An 18,600-nucleotide genomic window follows, 5' to 3' on the forward strand; every position below is an offset into this window, starting at 1 on the left:
CCGGCGCAGTCACCCCTCCGGCCTCCGGGCGACATCACGGACAGCCGCACGGGCCGCACGGAACACGCCCGCCCACACCCGCCGCCGGCACCGCGTCCGCCCCGCTCACACCGTGAGGCGCGCAGGCTCCGACCGCCTCGCACCGGCGCGGCGGCCTCCCGGGCAGCGGTGCCACCGGCGGCCATGGACGGCACGAAGAACACCCACGCCTGCCGGCACCACGACCGCCCGCCCCCGCACGGCGCGGAGGGTGCCGGGCCCGGGGCGGGTCAGTGGTCGCGGGCGGCCAGGCTCGCCGGGCGCAGGTCGGTCCAGTGGGTCTCCACGTACGCGAGACAGGCTTCCCGGGTGTCCTCGCCGAACACGGCGCGCCAGCCGGCCGGCACCTCGGCGAAGGCGGGCCACAGGGAGTGCTGGTTCTCGTCGTTGACCAGGACCAGGAAGCTGCCCTGCGGGTCCTCGAAGGGGTTGGTCGTCATGCGTGGTCACTCCTCGTGGACGGTGTGGTGGTCAGCTCGGAGAGCGGTCGTTCCGGGTCCGCCGCCGCGTCGCGCAGCAGGACGGGCAGTTCGCCGGCGAGTCGCCGGGCGAAGGCGGCGGCGAGCGGGCCGGTCGTGTGGAGGAGGGCGCAGTGCACCGGGCCGGCGCCGCGCGGTTCGTGGAAGCCCAGGGTCAGCTCCGCTCGCGCCGAGCCGGTGGGCACGGTCCCGAGCGATCCGAGGCCGCCCTCGAGCCGCTTCAGGTCTGCCTCTTCGTGGTGGACCACCATGACCTGGGGGCCCTCGGACGCCAGTCCGGTCGCGCGCGCCACCTCGTCGTAGGGGACGTCCTGCCGGTCCAGGGCGTCGAGTGTGGTCTCCCGTACGCGAGCCAGCAGTTGGCGGAACGTCGGGTCGCCCGCGGTGTCGGTGCGCAGTACGACCGTGTTGAGGAAGCAGCCGACCAGATCGGCCAGCCGCTCGTCGGTCCGGCCGGCGACGACGGTGCCGATGGGCAGGTCGGTGCCCGCGCCGTGCGCGGTGAGCAGGGCCGCCAGGGCGGTGTGCAGCACCATGAACAGGCTGGTTCCGGTGGCCCTGGCCAGCCGGTCCACAGCGTCGTGCAGCCGTTCGTCCAGCACGAAGCCGACCGGGGCGTCCGTCCGGCGGGGACCGCCCGCCGGCCGCGGCCGGTCCGCCGGCAGGGCGAGCACTCGCGGTACGTCCCTCAGGACGCGCCGCCAGTGGCCGAGTTGGCGCCCGCCCCGGCTGTCCGGGTCGGCGAGGTCGCCGAGGGCGCCACGGGCCCAGCGCGTGTAGTCGGCGTAGGTCACCGGCAGCGGGGCCCACCCGGGTTCGCGCCCCTGGGTCCGGGCCGTGTACGCGGTGGCGAGGTCCCGCAGCAGAGGCACGACCGACCACTCGTCGACGGCGAGCCAGTGCGCCGTCAGCAGGACGGCCTGGCGGCCGTCCGGAGCCGTGAGCAGCCGGACCCGCAGGGGTGCCTCCCGCGTCAGGTCCGTGTCCTCGGCCGCCAGTTCGGCGATGCGCCGGTCGAGGCCGGCGCACTCCTCGACGGCCAGGGCGGGCGGCGTGACCTCCCGCGGGTGCGCCGTGGCGCCGCGTGCGGTGAAGGCGGTGCGCAGCGGCTGGTGCCGGGCCGTGACATCGGCGAGCGCGTCGGCGAGGGCGCCGGGGTCCACTCCGCCCGGGGAGCGCAGTACCAGGGCGTGGTCGAAGCGCGGGTCGCGCCGGTGGGCGTCCCACTGCGGGCGCTGGGGCGGCGCGACCGGCCGGCCGGGGTCCACCGGCGTGCCCTCCCCGCCCGGACGCGGGACGGGCAGGGTGTTCTCCGCTCCGCCGAGTCTGGCCTCGAGGCCGGCCACGGTGAGGGCGTCGAAGACGTCGCGGATGCTGAGCTCCACGCCGAACTCGGTACGGATCCGGCCGAGCAGCCGCATCGCGGCCATCGAATGGCCGCCCAGCGCGAAGAAGTCGTCGTGCACGCCGACTTCGTCCAGCCTGAGGATCTCCTGGAAGAGCCCGGCCAGCCGGGTCTGGGTCCGGGTGGCGGGGCGGGCGTCACCGGTCATCGAGGACCAGTCGGGTGCGGGCAGTGCCCGGCGGTCCAGCTTGCCGTTCGGGGTCAGCGGCAGCGGACCGTCGAGGGGGACGACGAGTGCGGGGATCATGTAGTCCGGCAACAGCGCGCGGACATGGGCCCGCAGCGCCGGCGGGTCGGCTTCCGTACCGCCGTCGGGCACGGCGTACGCGACGAGGCGCACGATGTCCCCGTCGCGGTCGGCGACCACGGCGGCCTGGGCGACCGCCGGATGTCCGGTGAGGGCGGCCTCGATCTCCCCCGGTTCGATCCGGAAGCCCCGGATCTTGACCTGGTCGTCGGTCCGGCCGAGGAAGTCGAGGTTGCCGTCGGCCCGCCGGCGGGCGCGGTCCCCGGTGCGGTACATGCGGCCGCCCGGCGGGCCGAACGGGTCGGCGACGAACCGCTCGCAGGTGAGCGCGGCCCGGCCGAGGTAGCCCCGGGCAAGGCCGCGCCCGGCGACGTACAGCTCCCCCCCGACGCCGGGCGGGACCGGGCGGAGGTGCTCGTCGAGCACGTAGCAGCGGGTGTTGGGGTCCGGGCGGCCGATGGGGACCCGGCCCGGCGGGCGTCCCCCGTGTTCCCGGGAGGACCACAGGGTGGAGTTGACGGTGGCCTCGGTGAGCCCGTAGGCGCACAGGAGATGTGCGGTGGCGCCGAAGCGTGCGAACAGGTCCGGCGGGACCGTCTCGGTGCCGACCAGGACGGTCGATCCCCGGGGCAGCCGGCAGCCGGGCGGCAGCGCGGAGACCAGGGACGGCGGAAGGATCATATGGGTGATCCGCCGGTCCGCGAGGAAGCCGGTGAGCGCCGGTCCGGCGACCCGTGCCTCGTCGGGGACGAGTACCAGGCTGCCCCCTCGGCACAGCGCCATCGACAGTTCGAAGACGAAGACGTCGAAGCCGATGGAGGCGAACTGGAGCACCCTGCTGTCGCGCCGCAGGTCCATCCGGTCGACGGCGGTGGCGACCAGGCTGGAGACACCCTCGTGGGAGACGACCACACCCTTGGGCCGTCCCGTCGAACCGGAGGTGTAGATCACGTACGCGGCCCGTTCCAGCGGGACCGGGGGGACGGCCAGGGGGGTGGCGGGCAGCCGGTCGAGCTCGGTGGCGGTCCCGGGGGCGTCGAGCAGCAGTACGGGGACGTCCGCGACCCGGGGGATCTTCCCGGCCACCGGCTCGCTGCCGACGACGAGCGCCGCCCCCGAGTCCTCGATCATGTAGGCGAGGCGGTCGGCGGGGTGTGCCAGGTCCAGCGGCAGGAACGCGGCGCCCAGCCTCAGCACGGCGAGCACGGTGGCGATCATGTCGGCCGAGCGGGGCAGGGCCACGCCGACGACGCTCTCGGACCGCACGCCGCGCGCGGTGAGCAGCCGCGCGATCCGGTCGGCCCGTGCGTCGAGTGCGGCGTAACTCACCGACCGGGATCGGTCGACGACCGCGACCGTGTCGGGCCGCTCCGCGAGCCGCCGTGCGAACAGGTCGGGCAGGGACGCCTCCTCGACCTCCCGGGCGGTGTCGTTGAACTCCTCCAGGACCAGCCGGCGTTCGCCGGCGGAGAGGATCTCCGCCCGGGAGACGGGGCGGTCGGGGGCGGCGACCAGCGCCGCGGCGAGCCCGCGCAGCCGTTCCCCGATCCGTCCGGCGGTCTCGGCGTCGAACAGTTCGGTGGCGTACTCGATGCGGCAGCGGAGCGAGCCCTGCCCGCCGTCGGTGCCCCGGTGCTCGGTGAAGCCGAAGACCAGGTCGAACTTGGCCGAGTCGACCGAGAAGGGCAGATACTCCGCGGTGAGGCCCGGCAGTTCGAGCGCGGCGTCGGTGCGGACATGATGACCCACCATCACCTGGAACAGGGGGTTGCGGGAGAGTGACCGGGTCGGGTTGACCGCCTCGACCACGGCTTCGAACGGCACGTCGGCGTGGGAGAACGCGGCCAGGTCGGTGGCGCGGATCCTGGTCAGCAGTTCGGTGAAGGCGGGGTCGCCGCCGAGGTCGGCCCGGAGCACGACGGTGTTGACGAAGAAGCCCACGAGGTCGTCCAGCGCCTGCTCGTCCCGGCCCGCGACCGGGGCGCCGAGGGGGATGTCCGTACCGGCGCCCATGCGGTGGAGGAGGGTGGCGACCAGCGCGTGCACCACCATGAACATGCTGGCACCGGTCTCCCGCGCGAGCCGGCCGAGCCCTTCGTGCACCACGGGGTCGAACTCGATGTCCAGGCCGGCTCCCGAGAACACGGGCCGTGCGGGCCGGGGCCGGTCGGCGGGCAGTTCGAGCTCCTCCGGCGCGTCCGCCAGCGCCGCCCGCCAGTAGGCGAGCTGGCGGGCGGCCAGGCTTGTGGGGTCGGCCGGGTCGCCGAGCAGCCGGCGCTGCCAGAGGGCGTAGTCGCCGTACTGGACGGGCAGCGGCCGCCAGTCGGGATCCGTACCGGCGGTGCGGGCCCGGTAGGCGGTGGCCAGGTCGCGCAGGAAAGGGCGGTCCGACCACTCGTCGGTGGTGATGTGGTGCAGCAGCAGCACGATGACATGGTCGTCGGGCGCGATCTCCACCAGGGTGGCGCGCAGGGGCATCTCACGGGCGAGGTCGAACGGCCGGCCCACCGCGGCATCGACGACGGCGGGCACCTGGTCCTCGGCCGCCCGGAGGTGCGCCACCTCCGGGCGGGCCTCGTCCGGGGGCAGCAGCCGCTGGAACACCTGCCCGTCCCGTCCGGTGAAGAGCGTGCGCAACGCCTCGTGACGGATCGTCACATCCGTGAGGGCGGCGCTCCACGCCGCGCGGTCGAGCGGCCCGCGCACCCTCATCACCAGCGGGAAGTTGTACGCGGCGGAGGTGCACTCGATCTGCTGGAGGATCCACAGCCGTTGCTGGGCGTGGGACAGCGGCAGCTCGGCCGGGCGTACCGCGGGCGTGAGCGCGGGGCGGGCGGCGGCTGCCGAGCGGGCGGTGCGCCGGGCCAGCTCCGCGACGGTGGGCGCCTCGAAGAGGTCCCGGACGGCCAGTTCGACGTCGAGGGCGGCGCGGGCGCGGCTGACCAGGCGGGTGGCCGGCAGGGAGTGTCCGCCGAGGTCGAAGAAGTCGCTGTCGGCCCCGACGCCCTCCTCGGGCAGGCCGAGCACCTCGGCGAAGAGCGCGCGCAGTGTCACCTCGTGCGGGGTACGGGGCGGCCGTCCGGGGCCCGCGCCGGTGAGGTCGGGGGCGGGGAGGGCGTGGACGTCGAGTTTGCCGTTGACGGTCAGCGGCAGGGTGTCCACGGGGACGAGGGCGGCGGGGACCATGTAGTCGGGCAAGGCGGCCCGCGCATGGTCGCGCAGGTCCCGGAGCAGTTCCTCCCCGCGCCCGGCGCCCGTCTCCGGCACCACATAGCCGACCAGGCGCCTGGTTCCGGCGGGCGGCGTCACGACGACCGCGGCGTGGGCGACGCGGGGATGGCCGGCAAGGACGGCGGCGATCTCGGCCGGTTCGACGCGGTAGCCGCGGATCTTCACCTGGTCGTCGGTGCGGCCGAGGAAGTCGAGGAGTCCGTCCGGCCGTTGCCGGACCAGGTCACCGGTGCGGTACATGCGCTCACCGGGCCCACCGAACGGGTCGGCGACGAAGCGTTCCGACGTCAGGCCGGGGCGGTCGTGGTACCCGCGGGCCAGTCCGGTCCCGGCGACGTACAGCTCGCCGGGGCAGCCCGGCGGGACCGGGCGGAGCATGGGGTCCAGCACATGGGCGCGGGTGTTGCGGATGGGCAGGCCGACGGTGGGGGTCGCGCTGTCGGCGGTGGATCCGCCCAGGGTGTTGATCGTGTACTCGGTGGGCCCGTACAGGTTGTAGCCGTACGTTCCCTCCGTGCGGCGCAGCCGGGTCCACACCGTGTCGGACACGGCCTCGCCGCCGAGCAGGACCAGGGCGGGCCGGTGGCCGCCCGCCGTCCCGTCCTTCTCGAGCAGGCCCTCTTCGATCAGCAACTGCGCGTAGGTGGGGGTCACGTTGACGACGTCGATACGGTGCCGGTCGCAGTAGGCCACCAGCGCCCCGGCGTCGCGGCGCAGTTCCTCGTCGCAGACGTGCACCTCATGGCCCTCCACGAGCCAGAGGAGTTCCTCCCAGGACATGTCGAAGGCGAAGGAGACGGTGTGCGCGATGCGCAGCCGGCGGCCCCCGGCGGAGGCGATGGCCGGGTCGAAGATCTCCCGCTGGTGGTTGAGCTGCATGTTCGTCAGCCCGCGGTAGGGGGTGACGACGCCCTTGGGCCGTCCGGTGGAGCCCGAGGTGTAGATGATGTACGCCGGGTGTTCCAGCCGGCCGGGCACTCCGCGGGCGAACGCCGGGCGTTCGGCGTCGGTGAGCTCTTCGCCCGGCAGCGCGGCGAGAGCGGCGGCCACCGAGGGGTCGTCCAGCAGCAGTTCGGACACGAGCGGCCCGTCCGCTTCCCGCAGGGCGGGGGCCACGGACGCGGTGGAGATCAGGCACAGCGGTCCGGTGTCCGCGAGCGTCAGGCGCAGCCGTTCGGCGGGATGGCCGAGGTCGAGCGGCAGATAGGCGGCGCCGGTGCGCAGCACGGCGAACAGCGCCGCGACCATGTCGGAGGAGCGGGGCAGGGCGAGGGCGACGGCCCGCTCCGGTCCGGCGCCCCGGGCGAGCAGCAGCCGGGCGAGCCGGTTGATCCGCGCGTCCAGCTCGGCGTAGGTCAGGGACTGTTCGCCGCAGACCAGGGCCACCGCGTGGGGGGTGCGGGCGGTCTGGGCGGTGAGCAGGTCGGCGACCGTGTCGTCGGGCAGGGGTTCCCGGGTGGTCCTCCGGGCGGCGGCGAGGACGGCCCGCTCGGCCGGCAGCAGCAGGTCGACGGCGGCGGTCCGCGCGGTGCCGGCCCGCGGTCCGGTGAGCACCTCGGTCAGTCGTTCCAGCACGGTCGTGAACCGGTCCAGGATCGTCGTCGCCTCGTCCGTGCCGAACAGGTCCGGGCGGGCTGCCAGGGTCACCCTCGGCCGCGTCCCGGGGGTGACGATCAGGGTGAGCGGGAAGTGGGTGCCGTCCACGTTGGACATGCCGGTGATGCCGTGCCGGCGCCGGAGACCGGCGGACCGCTCCTCTCCGTCGGCCGAGCGCAGCACGAAGAGGGTGTCGAACAGCCGGCGGTGGCCGGTCTCCTGCTGCAGGGTGGCGAGCCCCAGGTGTTCGTACGGCATGACGGCAGCGCGCTCGGACTGGATCCGGCGCAGGAGGCCGGGCAGGGTTTCGCCGGGGCCGAAGGTGATGCGGACGGGGACGGTGTTGAGGAACATGCCGATGATGTCCGCCGCGCCGGGGACGTCCGCGGGCCGTCCGGCCACCGCCGTACCGAAGACGATGTCCGTGCGGCCGGTCATGGCCGAGAGGACCATGCCCCAGGCCGCGTTCAGCACGGTGTTCGGGGTCAGCCCGTGCCGTCGTGCCGCGGTGCGCAGCCGGTCGCCGGCCTCCCGGGTCAGCGTCACCTCGTGGTCCTCGGGTATCACCGGGCCGCCGGCGCGGCCGGCCGGGGCGAGCAGGGCCGGCTCGTCGAATCCGGCCAGCGCCCGGCGCCACGCGGTCCTGGCCGCGTCGGTGTCCTGCCGGTCCAGCCAGGTCAGGTAGTCCCGGTAGGAGCCGGGCGCGGGCAGCCCGGTGGTGTCACCGCCGCGCTCGTACAGCGTGAAGAGTTCCTCCAGGAAGAGCCAGGCGGACCAGCCGTCCCAGACGATGAGGTGGTGGGTGACGACGAGCCGGTCCCGGCCGTCGCCGAGGCGGAGGAGCAGCAGCCGGGCGAGCGGCGGGGCGGTCAGGTCGAAGCGGCGCCGGCGGTCCGCGGCGAGGAGCGCGTCCACGCGGGCCCGCTGTTCCCGGCCGGACAGTCCGGTGAGGTCGTGCTCGACGAGGGGGATCTCGGCGCGGTCGGCGATGAACTGCACCGGGCGGGACAGGCCGTCGCCGGTGAATCCGGCGCGCAGGCCGGTGTTCCGTCCGAGGAGGGCCCGGCCGGCGGCGCGGAGCCGGCCGGCGTCCAGGCGTCGGTCGAAGTCCAGGGTCTCCTGGGAGAGGTAGACGTCGAGGGTCTGCCCCGCGTCGTAGGTGGCCTCGAAGTACATGCCCTCCTGGAGCGGGGACAGCGGCCAGATGCCGGCGACCCGGGAGGTGCCGGCGGCGGCCTCGACGCGGGCTGTCTCCTCGGGGGTGAGCAGGGGCGGGGCGGCGGTTCCACCGGCCGCCGCGGTGAGTTGTTCCAGCAGGGCGAGCAGGGAGGGGTCGGACACCGCGCCCGAGCTCTCCTGCCGGGCGAGGAGGGCCTTCAGGGCGGCAGCGGTCCGTCCGACGTCGGTGGCCGGGGCGGTCACCCCGGCGCCGGACGTGTCCTGTGCGGCGGCGACGCCGGAGCCCGCCGCGTCCCGCGCCGTGGGCTCGCCGGCCGCCGCGGCCAGGGCTGCCGGGGTGCGCCGCTCGAACACCTCCCGCGGGCCGATGCCGAGTCCGTGCTCCCTGGCCCGGGTGGCGACGGCGACGGAGGTGAGGCTGTCGCCGCCCAGGGTGAAGAAGTCGTCCTCGGGGCCGGCGCCGGGAACGCCGAGCACGTCGGCGAAGATCTCGCACAGGACGCGTTCCGGCCCGTCGGCCGGCGGGCGTCCACCGGCCGGGGAGGCGGCGGACGGCTCGGGCAGGGCGTCGGTGTCGAGCTTGCCGCTCGGGGTCAGCGGCAGTTCGCCGATCACCAGGACGGCGCGGGGCACCATGGGGGCGGGCAGGGCGTCGGCGAGCGCGGCGCGCAGGGTCTCGCCGTCCATCCGCGGGGCGTCGGACGCGGGTACGGCGTATCCGACGAGTCCGCCCCCGCGGGCGGTCACCACCGCCCGGGCGACGCCCGCCAGTCCGCCCAGCACCGCCTCGATCTCCCCGGGCTCGACGCGGTTGCCGCGGATCTTCACCTGCCGGTCGGTGCGGCCGAGGTACTCGACGGCGCCGTCGGGGCGGCGCCGGACCAGGTCCCCGGTGCGGTACATGCGCTCACCCGGCGGGCCGAACGGATCGGCGACGAACCGCTCCGCCGTCGGTCCCGGCCGGTCGTGGTAGGCGCGCGCCAGCTGGACCCCGGCCAGGTGGAGTTCACCGGGTACCCCGTCGGGTACCGGGCGCAGGAAGGAGTCCAGCACATAGAGCCTGGTGTTCCACACCGGCCGGCCGATCGGCACGGTGGCGTGGCCGCCGCCGTCACACGGGAAGTGGGTCACGTCCACCGCCGCCTCGGTGGGTCCGTAGAGGTTGTGCAGCGGCACCGGGCCGTGTCCGGGGCGGGCGGTGAGCCGGTGCCAGCGTGCCGCGTCCGCCCCGGGGAGCGCCTCGCCGCTGCTGAAGACCCGGCGCAGCCCCGTCGCCCAGTCCTGGCCGTCCGCTCTCCTCTCCATGGCGGTGAGGAACGCGGCCAGCATCGACGGGACGAAGTGCAGGGTGGTGATCCGTTCGGTGCGGATCACCTCGGCCAGGTAGGCGGGGTCGCGATGGCCGTCGGGGCGGGCCAGGACGACGGTGGCTCCCTCCAGGAGCGGCCAGAAGAACTCCCACACGGACACGTCGAAGCTGGACGGGGTCTTCTGCAGCACCCTGTCGTCCGCGGTGAGCCGGTACTCGCCCTGCATCCAGGCCAGCCGGTTGACGATCGCCCGGTGGGTGACGACGACGCCCTTGGGGCGTCCGGTGGAGCCGGAGGTGTAGATCAGATAGGCGGGGTGGTCGGGGCCTACGGGCTCCGTCGGGGCGTCGGGGACGTCCTCCGCGGCGTCCACCAGCAGGCGTCCGAGACCCGGTGTCTCCGGCAGCCGGGCGGAGGCCGCCGCGGTGGTCACGACGGTCCCCGCCTCTGAGTCGCCGAGCATGAGGGCGACCCGCTCCGCGGGGTAGTCGAGGTCGACGGGCAGATAGGCGGCGCCCGCCTTGAGCACGCCGAGCAGCGCGGTCACCAGCTCCGCCGACCGGGGTACGGCGACCGCGACGATCCGTTCGGGGCCCGCGCCGCGGGCCCGAAGCCGCCGGGCCAGCGCCTCGGCCCGCCGGTCGAGTTCGGCGTAGGTGAGCGTGACGCCCCCGGAGACCAGCGCCGGGGCGTCCGGGGTACGCGCGGCCCGGGCGGCGAAGAGTGCGGCGAGGGTGGTGGCGGGGACGGCGGGCGCGGTGGTGTCCGGCTCGCCGAGACGCTGCCGCTCGCGCGGGGACAGCAGGGCGGTGCGGGCCACCGTACGGCCGGGATCGGACATCAGCGTCCGCACCAGGCCGGTGAACCGGTCGGCGAGGCCGGTCACCGCCGGCCGGCCGAGACGTGCCGCGTCGTACCTGAACCTCAGCCGCATCCGGCCGTCGTCCTCAGGCTCGATGATCAGGGCGAGCGGATAGTGGACCGTGTCCACGACCTCGACGCCCGTGACGTGCAGGGTGTCCGGGTCCTCGCCGGCCGCCGGACCGGTGCCCGGCTGGTTCTCGAACACGACCAGGGTGTCGAACAGTTCCCCGCCTCCGGCGGTCCGCTGGATGTCCGCGAGACCGAGGTGCTGGTGGTCCAGCAGCGCGGCGTGCTCGTCCTGGAGGCGCCGCAGCAGCCCGGTGAGGGATTCGCCGGGTGTCAGCCGTACCCGCACCGGGACGGTGTTGATGAACAGGCCGACGGCGCGGCCGAGGTCGCCGGTGCCGCCGCGGCCGGACACCGTGGTGCCGAACACGACGTCCCGCGTACCGGTCAGGCCGCCGAGAAGCAGGCCCCAGATGCCGTGGACGGCGGTGCTCGGGGTGAGACCGTGGGCGCGGGCGCAGGCGGTCAGTCCTTCGGGCAGCCGGATGTCGAGGTGGTCGGGCCGGGCGGGGGTCCGGTTCCCGGCCGTCGTGCCGAGGGAGTCCGTGAGCCGGGTGGGTCCCGGCAGTCCGGCCAGTGCCGCCCGCCACGCGTCGCGCGCCGCGTCCAGGTCCCGCCCGGCCAGCCAGGTCAGGTAGGGGCGCGGGTCGAAGGGCTCCGGCAGCCGCTCGCCCCGGTAGGCGGCGAGCAGTTCGCGGTGCAGTACGGCGAGGGACCAGCCGTCGGCGACGATGTGGTGCAGGGTGAGCAGCAGGCGCCGCCGCCGGCCGTCCCGGATGAGGGAGGCCCGCAGCAGCGGGGGCCGGGCGAGGTCGAATCCTTCGGCGCGGTCCGCTGCCAGTACGGCGTCCGGTCCGGCCGCGCCGGGGGCAGGCTCCCGCCAGGGCAGAACGGCGTGGTCCGCGATCCGCTGGACGACCCGGCCGTCGGGAAGCTGGCGGAACGAGGCCCGCAGCAGCGGGTGCCGGTCGAGCAGCCGCTGCAGTGCTCCGCGCAGCCGGCCGGGGTCGACGGGGCCGGCGAGGTCGAGGAGTTCCCGCACCACGTACGGGTCGGCGGCGCCGGTGTCGTAGCGGGCGTGGAAGAAGAAGCCCTCCTGGAGCGGCGACACGGGGAGCGCGTCCTCGTCCAGGCGCACCGGGGCCGCAGGGGGCGCGGGGGGTGCGGCGCGGTCGGCGGCTCGGGCGAGGGCGGACACGGTCCGCTCCCGGAACACGTCACGCGGCGTGATGGTGAGACCGGCGGCGCGGGCGCGGTCGACGAGCCGGATCGCGACGATGCTGTCGCCGCCCAGAGCGAAGAAGCTGTCGTGGGCGCCGGCCGACGGCAGGCCGAGTATCTCGGCGAACAGCGTGGCGAGGGTCCTCTCGGCCGGGGTGGCCGGTGTGTCCGCCCCGCTCAGGGCGGTCCAGTCGGGGGCGGGCAGCGCCCGGCCGTCCAGTTTGCCGTTGGGCGTCAGCGGGAGCGGGCCGTCGAGGGCGACGACGGCGGAGGGGACCATGAAGTCCGGGAGTACGGCGGCGGCGTGGGCCCGCGCGGCGGCCACGGCGTCACCGGTCCGGGCGACGACGTAGGCGACCAGACGCGTCACGCCCCGGTGGTCGTCCCGGGGCAGGACCGCGGCCTGGGCGATACCGGGGCAGGCCATGAAGACGCTCTCCACCTCGCCCGGTTCGATCCGGTGTCCCCGGATCTTCAGCTGCCCGTCGGCGCGGCCGAGGAACTCCAGATTGCCGTCCGCGGCCCAGCGCACCCGGTCTCCGGTGCGGTACATGCGGGTGCCCGGCGCGCCGAACGGGTCGGCGACGAAGCGTCCCGAGGTGAGTGCGGTCCGTCCGAGGTAGCCGCGGGCCAGGCCACGCCCGGCGATGTACAGCTCGCCGTCGGCACCGGCGGGGACCGGGCGCAGCGCGGCGTCGAGGACGTAGGCGCGGGTGTTGGGGTCGGGCCGGCCGATGGGCGCGGGGCCGGGACGGCCGGGATCGGCGATCCACAGCGTGGAGTTGACGCTCGCCTCGGTGAGGCCGTAGGCGACGACGACCTTCAGCCGCCCGGCCCAGCGGGCGATCAGCTCGCCGGGCACCGCCTCGGTACCGACCACAAGGACGGCGCCGTCGGGGAGTTCGCAGTCCTGCGGCAGCGCGGAGACCAGCGACGGCGGCAGGATCATATGAGTGGCGCGGTGCGCGGCGATGTACTCGGTGAGGGCGGGCCCCGCGACGCGGCGCCCGGCGGGGACGAGGATGATCCGTCCGCCCACGCACAGGGACATGATCAGGTCCCAGACGGTGACGTCGAAGCCTGCCGAGGCGAACTGCGCGATGCGGCTGCCGGCGTCCACGCCGATCCGGTCGGTGGCGGTCGCGACCAGGCTGCCGACGCCGTCGTGGGTGACGACGACGCCCTTGGGCCGGCCGGTGGAGCCGGAGGTGTAGATGACGTACGCGGCGCTGTCGAGCGGGATCGGCAGGGCGAGGTCGGAGGCGTCCTGTGCGGCGCACTCGTCGGCCGTGGCCGGGTCGTCCAGCAGGACACGGCCGGCCGCCGCCGGGGGAAGGCCGGCATCCAGCGACCGCACGGTGACGACCGCTCGGGCCCCCGCGTCGGACAGCATGTGGGTGAGGCGGTCCCGCGGGTGGTCCGCGTCCAGCGGCAGGTAGGCGGCGCCCGTCTTCAGCACCGCGAGCAGACAGATCACGAGTTCCGGCGTACGGGGCAGGGCCACGGCGACGACGTCCCCGGCGCGCACCCCCCGGGACACCAGCAGACGGGCCAGCCGGTTGGCGGAGGCGTTGAGTTGCGCGTACGTCAGTTCGCGGTCCTCGAAGACCAGCGCGACGGAGCCGGGCGCCCGGCGGACCCGCTGTTCGAACGCGGCGGGCCAGGTCAGCTCCGGCACCTCCCGCGGTGCAACGCCGAACTCGTCCAGCAGCCGCTCGCGTTCACGGCGGTCGGTGAGGTCGATGCGTCCGAGAGGACGGTGGAGATCGGCGGTCAGGGCGTCCAGCAGGATGAGGAAGCGGCGCTCGTGGTCGCGCAGGGTCTGTTCGCCGCCGGCCCCGGCACCCCCGTCGGCGTCGGCGCCGGCGTCGGCGTCGGCGTCGGCGTCGAGGTGGATACGGACGCCCTGTCCGTCCGGTGTCCGGCAGAAGGTGAACGCCAGGTCGCCCACCGGCCCGAGCCGGACCGGGTGGAGCTCGGCGCTGTGGTCGCCGAAGGACAGGCCGGCGCCGGAGGGGAGGATGTTGACCGTCGGCCCCACCAGTTCGGCCAGTCCTTCGGTCAGTCCGAGGTCACGGGCCAGGTCCTCGGCCCGGTAGCGCCCGTGTGCCACGGCCTCGGCGACGACGTCCCGGATCACGGACGCCAGTTCGGCCCCGGTGGTCGCAGGGTGGACCGGCACCCGCAGGGGTACGACGTTGGACACCATGCCGGGCACGTCCGCCGTCGCCTCGTCGTGGCGGGCGGTGACCGGCAGGCCGAGGACGAGATCCTGGGCGCCGCTGACGCGGTGCAGATAGGCGGCCACGGCGGTGATCAGCAGCCGGGAGGGGCGGACGCCCGCCTCGCGGGCCGCGGCGTCCAGCCGGGCGGTGTCCCGTGCGCCGAGCAGTGCGGACCGCCTGACCCGCCGGGTCGTCGGTCCAGCCGCGCGCCCGGCGAGGCGTACCGGCTCGGGGCGGGCGCCCATCCGGTCGAGCCAGTGGGCGCGGTCCGCCCGGTGCCGGGGCGACTCCCGGTAGGCCCGGTCGGCGGCGACCGTGCGGGAGAGCGCGCCGTCGGGGATCGCGGGTGCCTCCTCCCCCCCGGTGTAGAGATCGCCGGCGCGGCGGGTGATCAGGGTGACGCCCATGCCGTCGACGACGATGTGGTGGTAACGCTGGTACCAGAGCACATGGCGGTCGCCGAGCCGGAGCACCGCGTGGGCGAACAGCTGACCGCCGGCGAGGTCCGCGGGCCGGTCGCGGTCCGCCTCCATCCACGCCGTGGCGGCCCGCTCCGGGTCGCCTTCGCCGCGGAGGTCGAGGACGGGCACCTCGAAGGGGGACCGCACGACGGTCTGCCGGGGTTCCCCGTCGTCGGCGGTGATACGGACGTGCAGGGCCTCGGTCTCCCGGACGGCGCGGTGGACCGAGGCGGCCAGCCGGCCGGTGTCGACCTCACCGCGCAGGTCGAGGACGTACGCGAGCTGGTAGGCCGAACCGTCCGGCTCGATCTGCTGGGCGAGCCAGACACCGGTCTGTCCGCCGGTCAGGGGCAGCGAGGTCCCGGTCGTCCGGTCCGGCTCGGCGTCAGACATCGTAGGAGAGCCCTTCCCTGATGTGCGTCGGTGTGCGGGGTGACGGTGGCGGACCGGCGCGGCGGGCGGGGCCCGCGGGCCCCCGCCGCCCGCGGGCCTCACTCGACGGCTGTGAGCAGCGGGGTGATCTCCTCGATCGCGTACGGGATCGACAGGACCGTGTTGAAGGAGAACGCGGCGCCGATGTCGGGGTCCTGGTAGGGGACGAACAGATCGCGCTTGTCCTGGCTGACCTTCAGCTTCCTGTACAGCGGCTCCGCCTTGATCCGGTCGTCGGCGTCGGTGCCGGACGTGACCCAGACCAGGCGGTCGACGTCGAGCACGTTCAGCTTCTCGGCGCTGAGTTCGGCCACGTTCCAGCCCGGCTTGGCCAGCTTGTCGATCTCCGGCTTCGACTGGAAGCCCAGCTCCTTGAAGAAGATCGCCTTGGGGTCGGTCGCGGTGAACGCCGAGTACTTGCCGGCCTCGAAGCTGTCGGCCACGGCCAGCGTCAGGGAGCCGAACCGGGGATTGGCGTCGCGGACCTCGCCGAACCGTGCGTCGATGTCCTCGATCAGCTTCTCGGCCTGCTCGTCCTTGCCCAGCGACGTGCCGACCTGACGGGTCATCTCCTGCCAGGGAGCGCCGTAGTCCGGGTAGTCCCTGGGCTGGGCGACGACCTTGGTGAACTTCGAGAGCGTGTCGTACTGCTCCTTCTTCATGCCCGAGTACTGGGCGATGACCAGGTCGGGCTGGAGTGCGGCGATCTTCTCCATGTTGTACTCGTCGCGCTCGCCGACGATCTCGGGGGTGTCGGACCCCCAGAGTTCCCTGGTCCAGGGCCACTTGCCGTACGGCTTCTCCTTGAACCAGTCGACGGCGCCGACCGGCCTGACGCCGAGCGCCAGGACCGCGTCCTGGTCCGACAGGCCGAGCGTGACGACCTTCTCCGGTTCCTCTTCGATGGTCGTGCTGCCGTACTTGTGCTCGACCGTGACGGGGAACGCCGCGGACCCCGCGCCCCCGCCGGCCGGGGACGGGGAGTCCGGCCCGGAGGAGGAACTGTCGGTCCCGCCCCCACAGGCGGTGAGGGCGAGCGCGGCGACTACGGCGGCCACGACCGTCCTGGTGACGGCTCCGGCGATCCGCGCCGGCGCGGGGCGTGTTCCAGTGGACACGTTGGTTCCTTTCACGGGATGTCACAGGGGTGCCGCGCCCGCCGGTACGACGCCCTGGGCGGTGCGCGGCGGTGTGGGGGGTGGGTACTCGGGAGGCGGCGTTACCGGGAGGTGCCGATGCCGTCGGTGAGGGGGCGGGGTGCCGCGGGGGAGGACGGGCCCCGGCCGAGGATCGAGTCCAGGATCTCGCCGACCCTGATCGCGATGTTGGACAGCAGGGAGGAGGTGATGCCGTGGGTGTGCTCGGTGCCGCCCTGGAGGTAGATGCCGCACCGCAGTTCGGGGCGGGCCGCGACCCGGTAGTCCCGCCCGACGCGGATCCGGCCCTCGTCGTCGCGGTGGCAGAGTCCGGCCGTCTCACCCAGGAGCGCCAGACCGTCGGCGGGCAGGTATCCCGTGCCGTAGACCACGACGTCGGCGTCGAGCGGGGTCTTCTCCCCGGTGACCAGGGACACGACGGTGGCGTGCACCTTCTCCGGTGTCTCGGTGACGGAGACGACGCGGGAGACGTTGTGGAAGTGGAGCCGTTCGGTTCCCAGCACCTTCTCCTGGTACACCCGCCGGTACAGGTCCTCGATGAGATCGTTGTCGACCACGGAGTAGTTGGTGTTCCCGTGGTAGTCCATCAGGGTGCGTTTGACGTCCTCCGGTGCGGTGAAGTAATCGTCGACCGCCTCGGGGTCGAAGATGCGGTTGGCGAAGTTGCTGTCGTCGGCGGGGCTGTAGCCGTAGCGGGAGAACACGGCGTGCACCTCCGCGCCGGGGAAGCGGCGGTGCAGATAGGCCACGTTCTCGGCGGCGCTCTGTCCCGCCCCGACGACCACGAAGCGTGTGGGGTCCGTGCCGTCCAGGGCGTCGACCCTGGCCAGCAGGTCGGAGTTGTGCCAGATGCGGTCGGAACGTTCGACGCCGTCCGGCATGCGCGGACGCAGACCGGTACCGATGACCAGGTTGCGGGCCCGGTGGACCACCAGCCCGTCACCCGAACGGGCCGTCACATCCAGGTACTCGACCCTTCCGTCACATAAGCCGGGCTCCACTGCGACCACTTCGTGGCCGTAGGAGACCATGTCGTCGACCTTCGCGGCCGCCCACTCGAAGTAGTCGTGGAACTCCCTGCGCAGCGGGAAGAAGCTCTTGTGGTTGACGAAGTCGATCAGGCGTCCTCTGCTCTGCAGATAGCGCAGGAAGCTGAACGCGCTGCTCGGGTTGCGCAGGGTCACCAGGTCCTTGAGGAAGGACACCTGCATCGTCGCGTCGTCGATCAGCATGCCCCGGTGCCAGCCGAAGGTGCGCTGCTGCTCGAAGAAGTGGGCGGTGACCGCCTCCTGCCTGCCGACGCCCGCGTTGTGCTCGCTGAGCGCGATCGCCATCGCCACGTTGGACGGGCCGAATCCGATGCCAATGAGGTCGTGGACCGGTGGTGCGTCGCCAGGAAGAACCTGAGCCATGTCACTCCCATCGTGCGGGCGGCCGGTGCTCCGGCCTCGGAATTGCGGGAGGAGGGGCGCGCCGAGCAGGACAGCGGCCCGCGAACTTAGGGAAGCCTAAGCTTCGTTCGCATGGCTGTCGACTGGACAAAACGGGGCAGTGCGCGAGTTCGATTACCTGACACTTACTCAACTTCGCTCCAATAAAGCCCCGTTGCCATGTTAGGTAAGCCTTGCTTTACTGACGGTGGCTCAGTTTCCGCCCGAGGAGGAACCGTATGCGAGTCGTCATGTTCGGCTATCAGACCTGGGGCCACCGCACCCTGCGGGCCCTGCTGGATTCCGGGCACGACGTGGTGCTGGCGGTGACCCACCCCAGGAGCGAACACGCCTACGAGAAGATCTGGAGCGACTCGGTCGCCGGGCTCGCCAGGGAACACGGCGTCCCCGTCCTCATCCGTGACCGGCCCGACGACGAGGAACTGTTCGCGCGGCTCAAGGACACCGACCCCGACATCATCGTCGCCAACAACTGGCGGACCTGGATCCCCCCGCACGTCTACGGCCTGCCCCGGCACGGCACACTGAACGTCCACGACTCACTGCTGCCGAAGTACGCCGGCTTCTCCCCCCTCATCTGGGCCCTCATCAACGGCGAGACCGAGGTCGGCGTCACCGCCCACCTGATGGACGAGGAACTGGACGCCGGCGACATCGTCCTCCAGCGCTCGGTCCCGGTCGGGCCCAAGGACACCGCCACCGACCTGTTCCACCGGACCGTCGGCCTGATCGCCCCCGTCACCACGGAAGCCCTCGCCCTGATCGCCTCCGGGCAGACCGAGTTCACCCGGCAGGACCGCTCCCTCGCCAGCTTCTTCCACAAGCGGTCCCCCGAGGACAGCCGCATCGACTGGAACTGGCCCGCCCAGGACCTGGAACGCCTCGTCCGCGCCCAGTCCGCCCCCTACCCGAGCGCCTTCACCTTCCACCGGGGCCGGCGCATCGAGGTCCTGTCGGCCGTGGTGTCCGAGGGCCGCTACGGCGGCACACCCGGCCGTGTCTTCTACCGCGAGGGCGACGGGGTGGTGATCGTCGCCGGCGCCGGCGCCCGTACCGGCCGCAACCACGGCCTGGCGATCACCCGGGTACGGACCGAGGACGGCCGGGAACTGGGCGCTGCCGAGTACTTCACGTCGATGGGCGGCTATCTCACCGGGCACGCCTGAGAGCTCCGGGCACAGGGTGACTTCTGCGAGAATGGCGGCGGATCCCGGAGTGCCGCGGTGTGCGGTGCTCG

At 73.8% G+C, this 18,600-nt stretch carries 5 protein-coding genes; 1 reads left to right on the forward strand and 4 read right to left on the reverse strand.

From position 1 onward, the window contains the following. Nucleotides 1–269 precede the first annotated feature (269 nt). The 4 genes from HTV45_RS01115 to HTV45_RS01130 all read right to left on the reverse strand — a co-directional run bounded on the left by HTV45_RS01115 (nucleotide 270) and on the right by HTV45_RS01130 (nucleotide 17,324). Nucleotides 270–479 carry an MbtH family protein gene (locus HTV45_RS01115; RefSeq protein WP_215203634.1) on the reverse strand — a complete coding sequence of 70 codons (210 nt, stop codon included), beginning with the start codon at nucleotides 477–479 and terminating at the stop codon, nucleotides 270–272. Beyond that, a complete protein-coding gene (locus HTV45_RS01120) occupies nucleotides 476–14,716 on the reverse strand; it encodes a non-ribosomal peptide synthetase (protein ID WP_215203635.1) in 14,241 nt (4,746 codons plus the stop codon). Before HTV45_RS01120 ends, HTV45_RS01115 begins: the two co-directional genes overlap by 4 nt. A gap of 98 nt (nucleotides 14,717–14,814) precedes the next feature. Further along, nucleotides 14,815–15,873: an iron-siderophore ABC transporter substrate-binding protein gene (locus HTV45_RS01125; protein ID WP_215203636.1), complete on the reverse strand. Its 1,059-nt coding sequence runs from the start codon at nucleotides 15,871–15,873 to the stop codon at nucleotides 14,815–14,817. A 101-nt stretch (nucleotides 15,874–15,974) separates the two neighbouring features. Further along, a complete protein-coding gene (locus HTV45_RS01130; RefSeq protein WP_215203637.1) occupies nucleotides 15,975–17,324 on the reverse strand; it encodes a lysine N(6)-hydroxylase/L-ornithine N(5)-oxygenase family protein in 1,350 nt (449 codons plus the stop codon). 257 nt (nucleotides 17,325–17,581) lie between these two features. Here HTV45_RS01130 and HTV45_RS01135 point away from each other — a divergent pair, with 257 nt between their 5' ends. Further along, nucleotides 17,582–18,529 carry a methionyl-tRNA formyltransferase gene (locus tag HTV45_RS01135; protein WP_215203638.1) on the forward strand — a complete coding sequence of 316 codons (948 nt, stop codon included), beginning with the start codon at nucleotides 17,582–17,584 and terminating at the stop codon, nucleotides 18,527–18,529. Nucleotides 18,530–18,600: the final 71 nt, after the last annotated feature.

The organism is Streptomyces sp. CHD11, from assembly GCF_018638295.1.
Lineage (GTDB): Bacteria > Actinomycetota > Actinomycetes > Streptomycetales > Streptomycetaceae > Streptomyces.

Coding starts and splice junctions, on each gene's coding strand:
- HTV45_RS01120 (WP_215203635.1), bottom strand. CDS start 14,716: ATGTCTGACGCCGAGCCGGACCGGACGACCGGGACCTCGCTGCCCCTG.
- HTV45_RS01130 (WP_215203637.1), bottom strand. CDS start 17,324: ATGGCTCAGGTTCTTCCTGGCGACGCACCACCGGTCCACGACCTCATT.
- HTV45_RS01135 (WP_215203638.1), top strand. CDS start 17,582: ATGCGAGTCGTCATGTTCGGCTATCAGACCTGGGGCCACCGCACCCTG.
- HTV45_RS01115 (WP_215203634.1), bottom strand. CDS start 479: ATGACGACCAACCCCTTCGAGGACCCGCAGGGCAGCTTCCTGGTCCTG.